This window comes from Aeromonas sp. QDB03 (assembly GCF_027707985.1).
GTDB classification, from domain to species: Bacteria; Pseudomonadota; Gammaproteobacteria; order Enterobacterales; family Aeromonadaceae; genus Aeromonas; species Aeromonas hydrophila.
The window spans coordinates 325148-342334 of the sequence record NZ_JAPCJG010000003.1; the positions used below are offsets into that span (position 1 = coordinate 325148).

17 protein-coding genes are annotated in these 17187 nt (G+C 65.0%); 7 read left to right on the plus strand and 10 right to left on the minus strand.

Annotated elements, in window-relative coordinates; genetic code table 11:
• Nucleotides 1–86 precede the first annotated feature (86 nt).
• Together PG900_RS10755 and PG900_RS10760 are read right to left on the minus strand one after the other, a co-directional pair.
• Complete coding sequence (locus tag PG900_RS10755) at nt 87–1016, minus strand: ABC transporter ATP-binding protein (protein ID WP_041217707.1); 930 nt, start codon at nt 1014–1016, stop codon at nt 87–89.
• Complete coding sequence (locus PG900_RS10760; protein WP_270802158.1) at nt 1009–1983, minus strand: HlyD family secretion protein; 975 nt, start codon at nt 1981–1983, stop codon at nt 1009–1011. Before PG900_RS10760 ends, PG900_RS10755 begins: the two co-directional genes overlap by 8 nt.
• 285 nt (nt 1984–2268) lie before the next feature.
• Between PG900_RS10760 and PG900_RS10765 the strand changes: the two genes are divergently transcribed.
• From PG900_RS10765 to PG900_RS10775, 3 genes are all read left to right on the plus strand, one after another.
• A complete protein-coding gene (locus tag PG900_RS10765; RefSeq protein ID WP_333563441.1) occupies nt 2269–3939 on the plus strand; it encodes a DUF342 domain-containing protein in 1671 nt (556 codons plus the stop codon).
• 104 nt (nt 3940–4043) lie between these two features.
• Nucleotides 4044–4853, plus strand: coding sequence for a sugar-phosphatase (gene yidA, locus PG900_RS10770; protein WP_118882022.1), 810 nt, complete (start codon nt 4044–4046; stop codon nt 4851–4853).
• Nucleotides 4854–5213: 360 nt separating this feature from the next.
• Complete coding sequence (locus tag PG900_RS10775; protein WP_270831446.1) at nt 5214–5984, plus strand: gamma-glutamyl-gamma-aminobutyrate hydrolase family protein; 771 nt, start codon at nt 5214–5216, stop codon at nt 5982–5984.
• Nucleotides 5985–5991: 7 nt separating this feature from the next.
• Here the strand turns inward: PG900_RS10775 and PG900_RS10780 are convergent, their stop codons facing one another.
• Nucleotides 5992–6387 carry a hypothetical protein gene (locus tag PG900_RS10780; RefSeq protein WP_161772480.1) on the minus strand — a complete coding sequence of 132 codons (396 nt, stop codon included), beginning with the start codon at nt 6385–6387 and terminating at the stop codon, nt 5992–5994.
• 133 nt (nt 6388–6520) lie between these two features.
• Between PG900_RS10780 and PG900_RS10785 the strand changes: the two genes are divergently transcribed.
• Both PG900_RS10785 and PG900_RS10790 read left to right on the plus strand, forming a co-directional pair.
• A complete protein-coding gene (locus tag PG900_RS10785; protein ID WP_039212899.1) occupies nt 6521–8047 on the plus strand; it encodes a mechanosensitive ion channel family protein in 1527 nt (508 codons plus the stop codon).
• 41 nt (nt 8048–8088) lie between these two features.
• Complete coding sequence (locus tag PG900_RS10790) at nt 8089–8490, plus strand: STY0301 family protein (protein WP_254197874.1); 402 nt, start codon at nt 8089–8091, stop codon at nt 8488–8490.
• 98 nt (nt 8491–8588) lie between these two features.
• Here PG900_RS10790 and PG900_RS10795 read toward each other — a convergent pair whose 3' ends face one another.
• The 6 genes from PG900_RS10795 to lptM form a co-directional block, all read right to left on the minus strand.
• Nucleotides 8589–9299 carry an HAD-IA family hydrolase gene (locus PG900_RS10795; protein ID WP_270831447.1) on the minus strand — a complete coding sequence of 237 codons (711 nt, stop codon included), beginning with the start codon at nt 9297–9299 and terminating at the stop codon, nt 8589–8591.
• A 40-nt stretch (nt 9300–9339) separates the two neighbouring features.
• Entirely contained in the window at nt 9340–10317 is a 978-nt protein-coding gene (gene xerC / locus PG900_RS10800) for a tyrosine recombinase XerC (protein ID WP_270831448.1), read from the minus strand.
• The gene (locus tag PG900_RS10805) at nt 10310–10990 is read right to left on the minus strand and encodes a DUF484 family protein (protein ID WP_016349251.1); all 681 of its coding nucleotides are present in this window, start codon (nt 10988–10990) and stop codon (nt 10310–10312) included. The genes xerC and PG900_RS10805 overlap by 8 nt, the downstream gene beginning before the upstream one ends.
• Nucleotides 10991–11070: 80 nt before the next feature.
• Nucleotides 11071–11901, minus strand: coding sequence for a diaminopimelate epimerase (gene dapF / locus PG900_RS10810; RefSeq protein ID WP_011704447.1), 831 nt, complete (start codon nt 11899–11901; stop codon nt 11071–11073).
• Between the two features lie 65 nt (nt 11902–11966).
• The gene (lysA, locus tag PG900_RS10815) at nt 11967–13217 is read right to left on the minus strand and encodes a diaminopimelate decarboxylase (protein ID WP_042066089.1); all 1251 of its coding nucleotides are present in this window, start codon (nt 13215–13217) and stop codon (nt 11967–11969) included.
• A gap of 20 nt (nt 13218–13237) precedes the next feature.
• Complete coding sequence (gene lptM / locus PG900_RS10820) at nt 13238–13414, minus strand: LPS translocon maturation chaperone LptM (RefSeq protein ID WP_017408874.1); 177 nt, start codon at nt 13412–13414, stop codon at nt 13238–13240.
• A gap of 73 nt (nt 13415–13487) precedes the next feature.
• On the opposite strand from lptM, the gene cyaY reads away from it, so the two are divergent.
• Both cyaY and PG900_RS10830 read left to right on the plus strand, forming a co-directional pair.
• The gene (gene cyaY / locus PG900_RS10825) at nt 13488–13802 is read left to right on the plus strand and encodes an iron donor protein CyaY (RefSeq protein WP_043125653.1); all 315 of its coding nucleotides are present in this window, start codon (nt 13488–13490) and stop codon (nt 13800–13802) included.
• A gap of 14 nt (nt 13803–13816) precedes the next feature.
• Complete coding sequence (locus PG900_RS10830; protein WP_270831449.1) at nt 13817–14470, plus strand: alpha/beta hydrolase; 654 nt, start codon at nt 13817–13819, stop codon at nt 14468–14470.
• A gap of 123 nt (nt 14471–14593) precedes the next feature.
• On the opposite strand, the gene PG900_RS10835 is transcribed toward PG900_RS10830, so the two are convergent.
• Nucleotides 14594–17128: a class I adenylate cyclase gene (locus tag PG900_RS10835; RefSeq protein WP_043125655.1), complete on the minus strand. Its 2535-nt coding sequence runs from the start codon at nt 17126–17128 to the stop codon at nt 14594–14596.
• Between the last annotated feature and the right edge of the window lie 59 nt (nt 17129–17187).

Below are 17187 nucleotides of genomic sequence, written 5' to 3' on the forward strand. Positions count from 1 at the left end.
CACCACCATACCCAAGGTCGTGAACCTGTCTCTGGCCAGTTGCCTGAGTTCTTTCTGGGTAATAGCCCAGAGTCGTCGCAGACTGTTCATGCCCTCGGCTCCTGGCCGGTGCAGCTGACGAACACATCTTCCAGACTGGGTCTGACCAGCGCCAGGCTGGCCCCGGCCAGCGCCGGGCAGGCCTGCTGCAGCCAGGCCACCGGTTCTGCCAGCTCCTTGTCCACCAGCACCCGCAAGCGCTGGCCGAGCTGGGCGGCGGAGCGCACCGGCGCCAGCTGTACCAGCTGCTGCTTGAGCAGCCGCAGATCGGCGGCCAGCACCTCCACCACCCGGGTGCTCATGGCATCCATCAGCGCCTGCGGCGCCCCCTGGGCGCGCACCCGGCCCGCCTCCATGATGGCGAGCTGATGGCAGCGCTCCGCCTCGTCCATGTAGTGGGTGGTCACCAGTATGGTGGTACCCCCTTCGCTCAGATCGAACAGCTTCTCCCAGAAATCGCGCCGGTTCTGCGGATCCACCGCCGAGGTGGGTTCGTCCAGCAGCAGCAGCGCCGGCCGGTGGATCACCGCCGCCGCCAGCGCCAGCCGCTGCTTCTGGCCGCCGCTCATGGCGCCAGCCCGCTGCCGGGCCAGCGGCGCCAGCTCATAGGTGGCCAGCAGCTCGTGCAGGCGGGCAGCCAGCACGGCGCCGCCCATGCCGTGGATCCGGCCCATGAATTCCAGGTTCTCCCAGGCCGTCAGCTCGTCATAGAGGGAGAACTTCTGGGTCATGTAACCGATCCGCCGGCGCAGGGTCTCGGCCTCGCGCGGGATGTGCAGACCAAGCACCTCCACCTCTCCTGCCGAGGGGGTGAGCAGGCCGGTCAACATGCGCAGGGTGGTGGATTTGCCGCAGCCGTTGGGGCCGAGGAAACCGTGGATCTGCCCCTTGGGCACGCAGAGATCCAGCCCGTCCACCGCCAGAAAATCACCGAAACGGCGGCTCACCCCCAGCGCCCGGATCGCCAGCTCACTCATGGCCCTCTCCTTGCGCGGCGGGTTCGGCCTGCAGCGGCAGGCCACTCGGCAGATCCTGCGCCCCCGCCGGCAGATCGATCTCGGCCAGATAGACCAGCCGGGCCCTGTCCTGCTCGTTGAGGGCGTAGTAAGGGGTAAAGGCGGGCTCTTTCGAGATCCAGCGCAGCCGGCCGGTGAAGGGCTCCGCCACCCCGTCCACCTGCACCCGCACCGGCTGGCTGACCCGGTAACCGGCGAGGGAGGGCTCGGGCACATAGACCCGGGCGTAAGGCGCCTCGTCTGCCTGGATCGCAGCCAGCACGGCGCCGACCGCGACGCGCTCGCCGAGGTGATAGGGCAGGCTGTCGAGCCGGCCGCTGCGGGTGGCGACGATGGAGAGATCCGCCAGCTCCCGCTCCGCCAGCGCCACCTCGGCAGTGGCGGCCAGCAGGGCGGCCTGCGCTTCGTCGATATCTTCGCGCCGCACCCCGCGTGCCAGCTTGTCGAGCTGCTGGCGGGCGCCGTCCTGCTCGGCCAGGGCGCTGTCGCGCTGGGCGCGGGCCTTGTCGAGATCCGCCGGGCTCACCAGCTTGCGGCGTACCAGCCGGTCGATCCGCTCAAAGTTGCGCTCGCTCTCCCTGACGTTGGCCTGCGCCTTGTCGAGGCTGGCGCGGGCGGCGGCGATGTCTTCCGGCCGCTCGCCATTGGTCAGCCGGGCGAGGGCGGCCCGCGCCTGTGCCTGTTGGGCCCTGGCACGGGCCAGCACCGCCTGCTGACGCCGGTCATCGAGCCGGGCCAGCAGGGTCCCCTCCTCCACCCGGCTGCCCTCCGCCACCGGCAGGGCGCGGATGATCTCGCCGGCGGTGGCGGTCAGCAGCACCCGGTCTCGTTCCAGGGTGCCGAGGGCCGTGGTGGATGCCTGTGGCTGGCAGGCGCTAAGCAGGCCCGTCAGGGCCAGGGGCAGCAGACAATGACGCAAGGTCGACACTCCTCTCACGGTGGCGGATCCGCCCGGGGGCACTCCCTTCACCCGCCGGACGGCAGCCGCTAGCGGCTGGCAGACGGGCTCATGGTGCCGTCAGCATACTCCCTGTTACTTTTCATTTCCTCGTCCCAGTTCACCCATTTGTGCTTAGCTCATTGACCAAAAAGGAGAAATGTCTGGATACTGCAGACCAGCACCATGTTGATGATTCGCATTTTTAACAAAATGCCGATTAACTGAAAACAAGCAGCCGTTCCAATTGGGATGCGGACGAAGGAAGGGATCCGGGTGTTAAGCAAAGAGTGGTTACTGTTGTCAGCCGATATGGAATACGCCTGCCTGCGCATCGTGCCCGGGCTGACCAACCCCATCTCGGAGAGCGATATCCAGACGCTGCTGCTGGCCTCCAACTGCCGCCGCTATCAACCGTTGACGGAGGGGATCAAGCAGGCCATCAGCCTGCTCAACACCCTGCTGAGCAACCCGACCGCCCCCCTGCCCGGCAACCCGGTGCCCATCGCCCAGCGCCACGATGCCAGCGTCCTGCTGGTGGTGGAGAAGGACCGGATGAGCGCCACCGCCCAGATCACCGCCGACTGGGGCGGCAAATACCTCACCAGCGAACAGCTGGAGCAGGCGATCCAGAGCAGCGAGATCAGTCAGGGGGTGCAGGCACCGCTCATCGCCGCCGCCGTGCTGGCCGCCAAGGAGGCGACGCCGGGCACCCTGCTCAGGCTGCCGGTGGCGCAGGGCAAGGCCGCCGTCAACGGTCAGGACACCCGTTTCGAGCGACTGGTGGAGACCCCGGCCGAACGGATCCTCAAGCCTCAGGAGCTGGACCACGGCCGGGTCGACATGCGCGACCTCGGCACCATCCTCACCGTCAAGGCCGGCGCCCAGCTGATGCGCCGCCACCCCGCTACCCAAGGGGTGCCGGGTTTCACCGTCACCGGCCAGGAGCTGCCCGCCAAACATGGCAAGGACAGCCCCATGGTGGCCGGCGAGGGCACCTTCCTCTCACCGGATGACCCCGATCTGCTGCTGGCCAGCCGCCCCGGCCTGCCGCGCCAGGAGAAAAACGGCATGAAGGTGGATGACGTGCTGAGCGTCAAGCAGGTGGATATCCGCCACGGCCACGTCATCTTCGAAGGGGCTCTGATCGTGGCGGGCGACGTCACCCCGGGCATGAAGATAAAGACCAGCGGCGACGTGGTGATCGGCGGCTTCGTCGAGGGGGGCTACATCGAATCGAGCGGCACCATCACGGTGCGCAACGGCATCATAGGGCGCAAGAGCGAACAGAGTGACGAGTTCCTCTGCCACCTCAACGCCCAGGGCGAGATCCACGCCAGCTATGCCCAGTACGCCAAGCTGGAGGCCGGCGGCGACATCCACATCCAGACCCAGCTCAGCCACTGCTACAGCCGCAGCGGCCAGGATCTCAAGGTGGGTGACAGCGGCATGCGCAAGGGCCACCTGCTGGGGGGCATCAGCATCGCCAACCGCCTCATCATGGCGCCGATCCTGGGGGCCTCGGCCCACAACCAGACCCGGCTGCAGATCCTCGGCGGCTACTTCACCCACAAGGAGCAGGAGCAGGCGCTGCGCCAGCGCAAGCAGGAGTGCCGGGAGCAGCTGGACAAGCTGCAGGACCTGCTGCTCAAGCTGCTGCAACTGCCAAGCGACAAGCGCAATCCCCAGACCCTGCAGAAGATCAAGCTGATCCGGACCCAGCGTCTCGAGGAGAGCAAGCTGCTGGATGAGCAGCTGGAAGCGGCCCAGGAGGAGCTGCAGAAGCTGATGGCGGAGATGGACATCATCGCCACCCTGCACGCCTTCCCCGGGGTCGAGGTGGAGATGGCCCACCACCACTACCGGGTCGACATCGAACACGGCCCCATCCACTTCGCCATCCGTGAAGATCAGCTGCAGCTGACCCCCTACGAACCCCACAAGTGACGCAAGAGTGACCCGTCAGTCGTGATCCGGGCGGCGAATTTCGCTACACTCGGCCTCCCATTGGCCCCATCGGGCGGGCCAGCCAGACCGCAGGATAGTGAGAGATGTACAAGCTGATCGCATTGGATATGGATGGCACCCTGTTGAACTCCCAGGGCCAGATTTCCCCCCGCACCCACGCGGCCATCACCGCCGCCCGCGCCAAGGGCGTCACCGTCGTGCTGGCCTCGGGCCGGCCGCTGGAGGGGATGAGCCGCTATCTGGTGGAGCTCGGCCTCACCGGTCAGGATGACTACGTCATCTGCTACAACGGTGCCCTGGTGCAGCAGGTGGCCGATCAGCGCATCATCCGCAGCCAGCTGCTCACCGGCAGCGATGCCAGCGCTATCGCCGCCCTGGCCGACGAGCTGGGCGTCAACGTGCACGGCTTCTCGGTCAGCCGGGGGCTCATCAGCCCCAGGGTCAGCCCCTACACCGAGCACGAATCCCGCCTCATCGACATGCCCATCAAGCTGCTGGACTTCGCCACCCTGCCCGCCGACGAGCAGATCCTCAAGGTGATGATGATCGATCCCGAGCCGCTGCTCTCCCCCGCCATCGCCAAGCTGCCGGCCGAGCTCTACCAGCGCTATACCGTGGTGCGCAGCGCCCCCTACTTCCTCGAGTTCATGAACAAGCAGAGCAACAAGGGGACCGGCGTCGCCGCCCTGGCCGAGCACCTGGGGCTGGATGCCTCCCAGGTCATCGCGGTGGGGGATGCGGGCAACGATCACCACATGATCGAGTACGCCGGGCTGGGGGTGGCCATGGGCAACGCCACCGACGACATCAAGGCACTGGCCCAGCACACCACGGGGCGCAACGATGAAGACGGGGTCGCTCAGGTGATCGAGCGTTTCATCCTGAACGCCTGACACGACCAGGGGCCTGCGGGCCCCTTCTGCTATCCGGCCGCCAGAGCCACATGTTTAATATATCCACCACAACAACGACCTTCTCTCTCCCCTTCCTCGCTGCAGGCCCCTTTTAATGGGACTCAAGCCAGTCGAGCGCAAATATATTTAACATGTTGGCATCATTTCGTTTGACATATTGAACGGCCTTGGCAGACTGGGATCAGGATCCAGGCTGTCGTTGCCCAGGCTGACCGACGATTCTGGCTGTGCAACGCACCTCCGATCCCACGACCATGCCTTGAGGCATGCCCTTGCCCCGCTGACGACGGCAAGGGCCTGCCCAAGGCGCAGGACCGCTAAGGACAGCCAAGGTGAATCATGACTCGCAGCCCCCACACCCCGCGTAAACCCGTCGTACTGATGACCACGGGCGCCCAGCCCCGCAATGGCCACGCCTATCAGGTGATGACCCACAAATACATCAAGCCGCTGGTGGAGATCAGCGGTTGCGTGCCGCTGCTGGTACCCACCTGCTGCGGCACCGAGGATCTGGCGCAATATCTGGATCTGGCGGATGGCGTCTATCTGAGCGGCGCCGGCTCCAACATAGATCCCGCCCTCTACGGCCAGGAGAACCTCACCCCGGAGAAGCAGCAAGACAGAGACCGGGATCTGTTCGACATCCCGCTGGTGCGCGCCGCCCTCGACCGCGGCCTGCCGATCCTCGGGATCTGCCGCGGCATGCAGGAGATCAACGTGGCGCTGGGGGGAGACATCCACCAGAAGGTCTACAGCGAGCCGGGTTATGACGATCATCGGGAGGATGCTGATGATCCGGTGGACGATCAGTATGGCGAGAGCCATCAGGTCGAGCTGGTGCCGGGCAGTTGGCTGGCGGAGCTGATGGGACAGTCGTCGATCCCGGTCAACTCGCTGCACGGCCAGGGGATCAAGACGCTGGCCAAGGGGCTGGAGCCGCTGGCCCATGCCGAAGACGGGCTGATCGAGGCGATCCACGCCCCCGCGCTCTCCCCCTTCCTGCTGGCGGTGCAGTGGCACCCGGAGTGGAAGGCGAACGAGAACCCTCACTCCATCAAGATTTTCGAGGCCTTTGGCGACGCCTGCCGGGCCCGCCTGAGCGGCGTCTGACAGCCGGCTAGTCGCCGAACCCGCGCGCCTTGAGCTTGGGCAGCGCACCGCGATCCGGGCGCAGGGTTCGGCACACCTCCAGCCCCTTCAGCCCGCGCTGGATGTGATCCGGCGTGTGGCCAAACACCATGCCGTTGCTGCGATAGAGGGCGCTGTCGTCCAGCTCGAACAGCTCGCCGCCGATCAGCAGCTGTTCGCGGCCGTTGACCGTCTTGCCGCGCTTGAGCGGCAGCATCATGTCGCTCAGCACCTCGCCGGTGGCGCAGCCCTCGCGCCAGCGCGCCTCGTCGGCGAAGGGGGTGATGGCGATCTCGCGCCAGGAGCCATCGCGAAACTCGACCCGATACTTGTCGGCCAGCTGATCACAGCCCGTCAGCAACCAGGCCCCGGCAATCCAGACCATCTTGTTCAGCGTGCGCACTCGTACTACTCCCTCGTCAGACCGGCGCCCAGCATAAATAAATTGCCCCCGCCCCGCACCCATTTAGCGGGTTGAAACCAACTATGCTGGAAATAACCAATGATAAGGGGCTGCTATGTTTAGCGATAACCTCGTTGCGCTACCTACCCTGCTGTGGATTGGCGAACACCCGTTCTGGACCCTGTTGACCCTGTTCTTGCTCTTCACCCATTTCCTGCGCAGCCCCGGCCGTCGGCGGGAGCTGGTGAGCGAGCTGGGTTTCGTGATGATAAGCCTGGTGGTGATCCTGCTGATCCAGTTCGAGGGGGGCTGGTTTCGTCTGCCGCTGCCCCACCACTGGCTGGTGGAGATCTCCAGCCTGCTGGCCGGGCTGGTGCTGGTGAAGATCTGGGGGATCCTGCTGTTCCAGTTTCTGCTGCCCCTGTGCCAGATCCGCATCCCGCGCATCATCGCCGACATCGTCATCACGGTCGGCTACATCGGCTGGTGCCTGTTCCGCCTCTACGCCTCCGGCATGGCCCTCGGCGAGATCGTCACCACCTCCGCCGTCATCACCGCCGTCATCGCCTTCTCCATGCAGGACACCCTGGGCAACCTGCTGGCCGGTGTCTCGATCCAGCTCGACAACTCCATCGCCATCGGCGACTGGCTGCAGGTGGAGACCACCCAGGGCCGGGTGGTGGAGATCAACTGGCGCGCCACCACCATCGAGACCCGCAACTGGGAGACCGTGGTGATCCCCAACAGCCACCTGCTCAAGCAGCGCTTCACCGTGCTCGGACGGCGGCAGAACGCCCCCCTGCAGTGGCGCCGCTGGGTCTGGTTCGACATCACCCTGGATACCCTGCCCACCCAGATCATCGCCCTAGTGGAACAGTCTCTGCGGGAGACCCGCATCCGTCACGTCTCCGCCAGCCCGCAGCCGGACTGCCTGCTGATGAACGTGGAAAACGGCATCGCCCGCTACGCGGTGCGCTACTGGCTCACCGATCTGGCGGTGGACGATCCCACCGACTCGGCGGTGCGCACCCTGATCGATGCCGCCCTGCGCCGCAACGATCGGCGCCTCACCCCGCCCATCTTCAACGTCTTCATGACCACGGATCAGGATCACAAGGATCAGCGCCACAAGCGGCATACCGCCGAGCGCACCGACACCCTGCGCCGCCTGCCGCTGTTCGCCATGCTGCAGGAGGAGGAGCTGCTGCGGCTGGCGGATCAGGTCAAGTTCGCCCCCTTCGTCAACGGCGATCGGATGCTGAGCCAGGGGGAGGTCTCGGGCTGGCTGTTCGTGCTGGTGAAGGGGGATGCCCAGATGCTGGTGGAGGTGGAAGGGCGCGAGCTGCCGCTCGGCACCCTCAATGCCGGCGATTTCTTCGGCGAGCTGAGCCTGCTCACCGGCGAGCCCAGCCCGTTCACGGTGCGGGCCCTGGGGACCGTCGAAACCTATCGCATCAATCAGGCCATGTTCCAGGAGCTGGTGGCCCAGCGTGGCTCCCTGCTCGAGCCGCTCTACAAGGTGCTGAGCGCCCGTCAGCAGGAGCAGCAGGAGCTGCTGGCGCGCGAGGCGGAAGCCATGAAGCAGATCACCCCGCCACGGGATCTGCTGGACAAACTGATGGCGCTGTTTGGCGGTCGATGACGTAGCATGGCGGCTCAGGCTTTCTACCAGAGATGCATTTCATGCTGTTGACCGCACTGGCCCTGAGCGCCACCCTGCAATTTGACTGCCCCGCGACCATTGAAACCCGCCAGCAGCTGCTGGGGGCCAGCCCGGGGTGGCAGGCCGTCACCCGCAACGATCAAGGGGAACAACACCAGCCCCTCAGCCACCGGCTGGACAACCTGGCCCTGTTCGACGGCGACCCCGATGAGCGAGCCCAGCTCAAGCCGGACAACGGCGACAGCGACGCGCTGCACTACTGGAGTCTGGATCGCCGCAACCCTCGCCCCTTCTATCTGGTCTGCCACTATCGGGAGACCGCCATCACCCTGCAGCAGGCGCTGCCCGCCGGCATCAGCTACTGCCGGGTCAACCAGCCCGAGCCTTACCAACTGCGCGGGCTGATCTGCCGCAACGAGTGACAACTCCGGCACGACCCAACGATGACTGCTGCCTGCGGTGCATGATCGGCCGACAGGGGATGCATGCCGGCGGCGAACCGGCGTGTGGGGAGGTCTGATCAGAGCAGCAGTTCCGCCAGCTCGTCCAGCGCCGTCAGCTCCACGTCCGGCAGCAGTTGCAACTCTCGCCAGGGCTGGCCGCGCTCATTGAGCCAGGCGGCCTTGAAACCGTGCAGCCGGGCCCCCAGCACGTCAGTCTGTGGATGATCCCCCACGTGCAGGATCTGGCCGGGCGCCAGCTTGAGAGCCCTCTGCGCCTCTACGAACATGTCCGCTGCCGGCTTCATCCTGCTGCCGAGACCAGCCTTGCAGACCAGGGTGAAGTAATCCGCGAGACCTGCCCGGGTCAGGTCCAGATTGCCGTTGGTGATGACCACCAGCGGGTAGCGCTCGGCCAGCCGGGCCAGCAGGGCGTGGGTCTGGTCGCTCACCTCAATCTTCGAGCGCTCGGCCAGAAAGCCGGCGAACACCGACGCTGCCTCACGTTCCGCCAACCCTTGCGCCATCCCCCCCGCCATCAGCGCGGCCTGAATGCCGTGCTGGCGCGCAAGACTGACGTCGTGGCGCAGTGCCGGCTGCTCCAGCAGCAGGTTGTGCTTGAGCGCCTGCCAGCGCGGTTTGTCCAGCATGGCGGTGGCCAGGTATTCGCTGCGCAGGTGGCTCAGCATCCACTGTTCAGCCCGCTCGATGGCCGGGCCGTTGTCATAGAGGGTATCGTCGAGATCAAACGAGATGGCGGCCACCGGCTGCCAGCGGCGATAGAACTGCATGGTGTCTCCTCTTGTCGGGACCGGGCGTGCCCGGCCCTCTTCATTCGTCGTCCGGAGTAGCGGGATCCCGCTTCGCCCTTGGATGGGCGCTGTCATACACCTTGGCCAGATGCTGGAAGTCGAGGTGGGTGTAGATCTGGGTGGTGGAGAGATCGGCGTGACCCAGCAGCTCCTGCACCGCCCGCAGATCGCCGGAGGACTCCAGCATGTGGGTGGCAAAGCTGTGGCGCAGCTTGTGGGGATGGACGTGGGCGTTGAGCGCCTGCTTGTTGCCCCAGCCGTCGAGCCGCTCCTGCACCGAGCGGGCCGACAGCCGCTGCTTGCGCTTGGAGACGAACAGCGCCTCCAGCTCATCGCCGGCCAGCAGGGGGCGCAGCTTGAGCCATTTGTGCAGCCACTCCACCGCCATCCGCCCCACCGGCAGCACCCGCTCCCGCGAGCCCTTGCCGGTCACCCTGAGCTGGCGCTCGTCGAGCTTCACGTCCGCCAGATTGAGCCCCACCAGCTCGGCCAGCCGCAGACCGGAGGAGTACATCAGCTCCATGATGGCGCGATCCCGCACCGCCAGCGGATCCTGCTCGTCGGTGATGTTGAGCAGCTGGTACATCTCGTCCACATCCAGATTCTTGGGCAGCGGCCGCCCCTGCTTGGGGGTGACGATGCCGCGCGCCGGATTGGCCACCAGTCGCCCCTGGCGCACCTGCCAGTCGCAGAAACTGCGCAGGGCGGAGACCTTGGTGGCCAGCGAACGGGGCGCCAGCCCCGCCTTGTGCATCCGGGTCACCAGACTGCGCACCTGACTCGCCTCGAGCCGGGCCCAGTCGTCGACCCCGAGCTTCACCAGCTTGGCGGTCATGCCTTCCAGATGGGCCTGGTAGTTGCTGCGGGTGTGCGGGCTGAGCTGGCGCTCGACCCGCAGGTATTCGATGAAGGCCGCCAGCTCGTCGGCCAGCGCAGCCGGCAGTGGCTCGGCGGCTGGTGGCGCCTTGGCGGGGGATCTGGCCGGCGTCTTAGCCACGCGCCAGCTCGGGCAGACGCAGCTGCAGCAGGCGGCCGAGCTGGCCCAGCAGCAGGGTGTCATTGTGGGGGGTGAAGTGGCTCGGATCCGAGCTGGCGAAGGCCAGCACGCCGAGATCGCCGAGCCGCATCAGGGCCACCGAGTTGACCAGCACGTCATGGCCGAACAGCGCCTGCTTCTCGCTCTGGTTGAGCCGGCCAAAGTAGTAATCCTGGCCCGGCAGGCGCTGGCCCAGCAGCTGCTCGAGCTGTCGACCCTCCGCCATGAACTTCTGCTCGGGGCCGCTCAACTGGAATTTTTTCGGGCTGAGCCAGAGCCGCAGGCCGGTCAGCCGCAGCCGCTGCACGAACGCCTTGCCCATCACGGCGCTCACCTCGAACAGGCTCTGACAGCCGTACAACTCGCCGTAGAGATCGGCATAGACCCGGAAGATCCGCTCGTTCTCGCTGGCGATCCCCATCAGCTCGGTGATCTCCTGCTCCAGCTGTTCGATGCGCTCGCGCTGTCTGTCCAGCTGGCGCTCCACCAGCGAGACGGTGCCCTTGCGTTCGTGAGGAATACGGATCCGGTCCAGCATGGCCGCGTGGCGCTGGAAAAACTCGGGATAACGGGCCAGGTACTCCAGCACTGTGGCTTCATCCACCAGTGGTTCCTGCCGTTTGAGTTCGCTCATAACTTGGTTGGTCCATCCGAAAAAGGGGCACAAGGCCCCGACATTAGCGCTTGGCAGAGCGGGGGCCTCCCCGCCCGTGCCTATAACTCTATCTGACCGTCAAATACGTGCTCGGCCGGCCCGGTCATATAGACCGGCTGACCCGGCCCCTTCCAGGCGATGGTCAGCTTGCCTCCCGGCAGGGTGACGGTGACCCGCTCCTTGAGCTTGCCCTGGCTGATGCCCACCACCACGGCCGCGCAGGCGCCGGTGCCGCAGGCCAGGGTTTCGCCCACCCCGCGTTCGAACACCCGCAGCTTGATCTCGCTGGCGTTGACCATCTCCATGAAGCCGACGTTGACCCGCTCGGGAAAGCGCTCGTGTCGCTCCATGATGGGACCCAGGGTCGCCACCGGCGCATCAGCCACCGAGGGCACCTCGATGACGCAGTGAGGATTGCCCATGGAGACGGCCCCGCACATCACAGTATGCTCCTGGGCCCGCAGCAGGTAGGTCTTTTCCGCCTTCTGGGCCCGGAACGGGATCTTGCCCGGCTCGAACTGGGGCACCCCCATGTTGACCGTGACCTGGTTCTCCCCTTCCAGCTGCAGCACGATGCGGCCGCGCGCCGTGCTCACCGCGATGCGATCCCGGTTGATCAACCCCTTGAGGCGCACGAATCGGGCGAAACAGCGGGCACCGTTGCCGCACTGCTCCACCTCGCTGCCATCGGCATTGAAGATGCGGTAGTGAAAGTCGAGCTCGGGATCATAAGGCGGCTCCACCAGCAGCAGCTGGTCGAAGCCGATGCCGAAGTGGCGATCCGCCAGCTTCTTGATGACCTCATTGCTGAAAAACACCTTCTGGGTGACGCCATCCACCACCATGAAGTCGTTCCCCAGCCCGTGCATCTTGGAAAAATCTATCAACATCGTGCGTTCCTGTACCCTTGTTCACGCTCTCACCTGGAGGAACGCTTAGAGAAATCCATTAACAATCAGGGCAGTAAATGCTCACCGCGCCAGAGATCGGCCAACTGCTCGCGCTCTCTGATGAGGAACGACTGCGCTCCGTCCACCAGCACTTCGGCGGCGCGGGGACGGGTGTTGTAGTTGGAGGACATGGTAAAGCCGTAGGCACCGGCGGAACGCACCGCCAGCAAGGAGCCCTCGGCGATCGCCAGGGTGCGCTCCTTGCCGAGGAAGTCACCGGTCTCGCAGACCGGGCCCACCACGTCGTACAGCGCCGGCTCGTGGGTAGTGCGGCTGTCCACCTCGATGATGTTCATCCAGGCGCCGTAGAGCGAAGGACGCAGCAGATCGTTCATGCCGGCGTCGATCAGCGCGAAGTTGCGGGTCTCGCCCGGCTTGAGGTACTCCACCCGGGTCAGCAGCACGCCGGCGTTGGCGACGATGGCGCGGCCCGGCTCGAACAACAGGGTCAGATCCCGGCCCGCCAGCTTCTGCTTGAGCGCCTCGGCATATTCGCTGGGATGAGGCGGCTGCTCGGCGCCGTAATTGACCCCCAGGCCCCCGCCCACGTCCAGGTGGTGAATGTGGATGCCTTCCGCCGCCAGGCCGTCGATCAGCCGCAGCAGCTTGTCGGCCGCCTCCATGAACGGATTGAGTTCAGTGAGTTGCGAGCCGATATGGCAATCCACCCCGACGATCTCGATGTTGGCCATGGCCGCCGCCTTGCGGTAGATGGCGGGCGCCTGCTCGATGGGAATGCCGAACTTGTTCTGCTTGAGGCCGGTGGAGATATAGGGATGAGTACCGGCGTCGATGTCCGGGTTGACCCGCACCGACACCCGGGCCTTCTTGCCCATGCCGCCCGCCACTCGGTTCAGACGCTCCAGCTCGGCTTCCGACTCCAGGTTGAAACAGAGGATCTCTTTATCCAGCGCGAGGCGCATCTCGGCTTCGCTCTTGGCCACCCCGGAGAAGACCACCTTGGCCGGATCGCCGCCCGCCGCCAGTACCCGCGACAGCTCGCCGCCGGAGACGATGTCAAAGCCTGATCCAAGGCGAGCCAGCAGGTTGAGCAGCGCCAGGTTGGAGTTGGCCTTGACCGCATAACAGATGAGATGGGGGATGTCGCCCGCCGCCTTGTCGAAGGCGTGCCAGTGGCGTTCAAGGGTGGCGCGGGAGTAGACGTACAGCGGGGTGCCGTACTGCTCGGCAAGTTGTTGCAGCGAGGTGTGTTCGGCCTGAAGCTGGCCGTCGGCGTCGTAGTTAAAGTGATCCAAGGGGGCGGTTCCTTCCTAAATTATTGCGGCGCGGCCTCTGGGGCAGCCTCGGCGGTCGCAGGCGTCTGTGCTTGCGGTGTACTCTGGGTCTGGGGCTGCTCGGGGGGCGGCATGTAGAGCGGTCCCGTCAGGCCACACGCGGCCAAACCAAGAGACAGAAGAGTGGCAAGCAGACACTTGGTAAGCTGGGTAATCATAATGGTTCGCTGCGAAAAAATTTTTGGCCCTCTATAATCGCACTCACATTGTTAAAAGCAACAGGATAAACCGATGAAGGATCACGAGTATCACGCCCTGACCGACGCCTTTTTCCAATATGTGGAGGACACCGTCGACGCAGGATATCCGGATATTGACTGTGAGCGTGCCGGCGGGGTCTTGACCCTGTCGTTCGAGAACAAGACCAAGGTCATCATCAACAAGCAGGAACCCCTGCACCAGATCTGGGTCGCCACCCGCGAGAACGGCTTCCACTTCGAGCTGCAAGGGGAAACCTGGATCGACAACCGCTTCGGTCACGAGCTCAAGACACTGCTGAGTAAGGCCTGCACCACCCAGGCGGGCGAACCCGTCCAGTTCCCATGATGGTGCAGCCCGCCATGATCGATCTGCATCCTGAAGGCGCCCGTCACGCGGTGATCTGGCTGCACGGGCTGGGGGATTCCGGCGCCGGCCTCGCCCCGCTGGTGGATGCGCTGGCGCTGCCCGCCGACCTGCCGGTGCGTCATCTGCTGCCGGATGCGCCGGAGCGCGCCATCACCATCAACATGGGCTACAAGATGCGCGGCTGGTACGACATCAAGAGCTTCGACAACCCGGCGGATCGCGCCGTGGAGTCCCACGTCAGGGAGTCCGCGGCCCGCATCGCCGCGCTGATCGAGCAGCTGGTGGCCGAGGGCTTCGCCCCCGAGCGCATCGTGCTGGCCGGTTTCTCCCAGGGGGGCGTGATTGCCTCCTTCACCGCCCTGCGCCTGCCGCAGCAACTGGCGGGCCTGCTCTGCATGTCCACCTACCTGGCGGCGCCCGACGCCCTGCTCGGCGAGATGAGCGAGGCTGCCCGCGCCCTGCCCATCTGCTACATGCACGGCATCTATGACGACGTGGTGAGCCTCTCCATGGGCTGGGACGCCAAGAACCGGCTGGAGGCGGCGGGTCTCTCCCCCGCGTGGCACGAGTACCCGATGCGCCACGAGATCTGCCGCCCGCAACTCGACGACATCCGTCAGTGGCTGCTGGCCCGCCTCGCGGGCTGAGCCAACCGCGGATAGCCAAACGGCCTGCAGATGCAGGCCGTTTTCATTCGATATGAGCGATGATCCTGTGCAGCAGGGGGCCGAGACCAGGGCGCTTGCGCGCACGCCGGACCGGCCCCTGCCCTACCCCGCGCCTGCGGCGGAGCCGAGCTCGCGCCCCTGACCACCGTCGCGCAGCTGGCCCTGGCTGCGGTAGGGGATCACTTCCAGCTCGCCGTTGATCTGCACTATCTCGTAGTACTGGGGCAGGTTGAAGTTGCTGAACTGGCCCGCGTCGCTGAAGCGCTCGTGGCTGGAGGTATAGAAGCGGTTCACCCCCTGCACCAGCTCATCTTTGTTGCCGGCGAAGTGCTGGTAGATCTCCACCCGGTTCGCCTCGTCCAGGATATAGATGTTGGTGCCCGCATCCCGGGTATCGAAGAAGAACTGCACCAGCCCCTCGCTGGCATAGGCGTCGACGATACCGGGCAGGTGCTGGCTGTGGGTCTTGTCGAGCCGCAGCGGCAGGTGATCCAGCTTGTTGTGGGAGATGTGGCGATAGAAGTCGACCGCGTTCTCCAGCTTCTTGACCGACACCCCGCGCCGCTCGAAGAAGATGCCGTACTTCTCCTTGCCGAGGGCGAGCGTCTTGACCAGCTGCTGCTTGTCGCGGGCCAGACGCAGCTCGATACACTCGGCCACCAGCTGCTGGAAGCGGGTACGCACCAGAGAGCGGAAGTGCTGGCTGTAGCAGAACACCTCGATCATCTCGGGGGCGGCAGCATCCTGGTGCATCTTGCCGAGGATGGTGGTGAGAGCGTCCACCACCGCCTCGTCCCCCTGGAAGTGCAGGGTACGGATCTCGCTCCAGGAGTTGCGATAGACCAGGTCCACCGAGCCCACCAGGCACTCCTGGTTGCGGCCGAACGAGAAGACGTCGGCGGCATTGGCGTCGAATTCAATCACCTGGCCCACCCAGTGGCTGGTCGGGTCCGTCTCCAGGTTGAGGAAAATGGAGAGCTGGCGAATTTCGCACGGCCGGCTGAGGGCCAGGTTGGTGGCGCGAGGATACTTGACCGGGAAAGTGCCGGACAGATCGCGACAGAACTGGTGCAGGTTGTCGATGTGCAGATCCGAGCCCTGGTTGAACAGGTGCACCCGGGACTGGGGCGTCAACAGACCGTTGAAGTAGGCCCACGACACCAGCTTGCTGATGTAGCCGTTATATTCGAGCGGCGCCCGGCCGATGATGTCTGCCGGCTCCAGCGAATGTTTGTAGAGATACCAGCCGGCGCGGTTCAAGCGGCCGTGCGGCACCTGCACGAAGCTGAGATCCGGCTCGCTCAAGTCCGGCGCAATCTTGAGGTTGATGCGCTGCACCTTGCCCGGCAGGCTCTCGAACGCGGCATAGAGCTTGCGCGACAGGATGCCGATGTCTTCCGGGTTGATGGACTCGCTGATGTTGTTGCGCCGGGCAAACTGGATCAGGTTGCGGTAGCTCTGCATCAGGGCTTCCAGCAACTCGGCGTGAGCCACCTTGACGTCCTCGACCTTCCACTCCTGGCGGTGATCCAGATGGTGCAACCGCTCCTGACTCCAGCCCCAGTAGGCCACCAGCTGGGTCATCTGCTCGCGGCGCCAGGCCGGGGAGTGCTCCTCCTTCGGATGGCTGAGACCGTCACACACCTTCAGATAGAAGCAGCGGCGCACCAGATCGAGCCGCTGCATGTCGCCGATGGACTTGAGGTAGTTGGTCACCTTGTCCAGCATCAGGCAGTAGTTGTCGAGCCGGTAGTGCATCCCCTCGTTGTGCTGGAACCAGTCGCGGCTGGTCACCGACAACAGACGGGTGTTGGGATACTCGTGGGAGTAGGCCTCCATCAACACCGACTTGAGCACCGCCTTGTAGGGGGAGTCGATGCCCTTGTAGAGCTGCCAGAGAGCGGAGCCGAAGTACTCCTCGGCCGGAATGCGGTTGAAGCCACCGAGATCGAGCCAGTCATCCTGGCTCAGCTTGCCGTGGGCGAACAGGCCGTTGACATAGTCGTCGTAGTGGTCGTCATACTCGCTGGGCACCAGATACCAGAGCAGCCGCTTGCCGGCGATCAGCATGGCGCTGCGGTAGAACTCGTCGAGCAGCAGCAGGTGCTGGGCGCTGCCGCAGCTCTCACCCTGCATCTGGGCATCGTTGCGCTGGCGGAACTTGTCCTCGGGGATCAGGAAGAAGTTGAGATCGACCCCGCGTTGCTCGGCCCACTTGGAGAGTTGCTGGCACTTGAGATCCAGCAGCTCGAGCCGCTCCTGCGACAAACCGGCCACGTGGCAGACCCAGATGTCGAGATCCGAGTGGCAGCACTGACCGATGGACGAGGTGCTGCCCATGGAGTAGAGCCCTTGGATCGACTTGTCATGGGTGGTGAGGCCGTTCAGGCAGTTGGCGTTCTGGCACAGGTCCTCGATGAAGGCCTGCTGGGCTTCGTTGGCGGTAAAACTCCAGATGCCGTGCGGCACATCCCCCGCCACATAACCGGGCAACAGGGGGTGATTGAAGTGCAGCATGACGGGTAGCAGCTGAAAAACCTGCTGCCCGTAGCGACTCATGAGACCTAGCGCCCGTTGCGTCTTGAGACGATTGAGTTCGTCGTAGCGCGCCACCAGCGTGTCGAGTTTTACCAGCAATGCCCTGCCTATACCGAGGTAAGAAATGACGCACCAAAACGGGGAGACGTCAAAAAAGT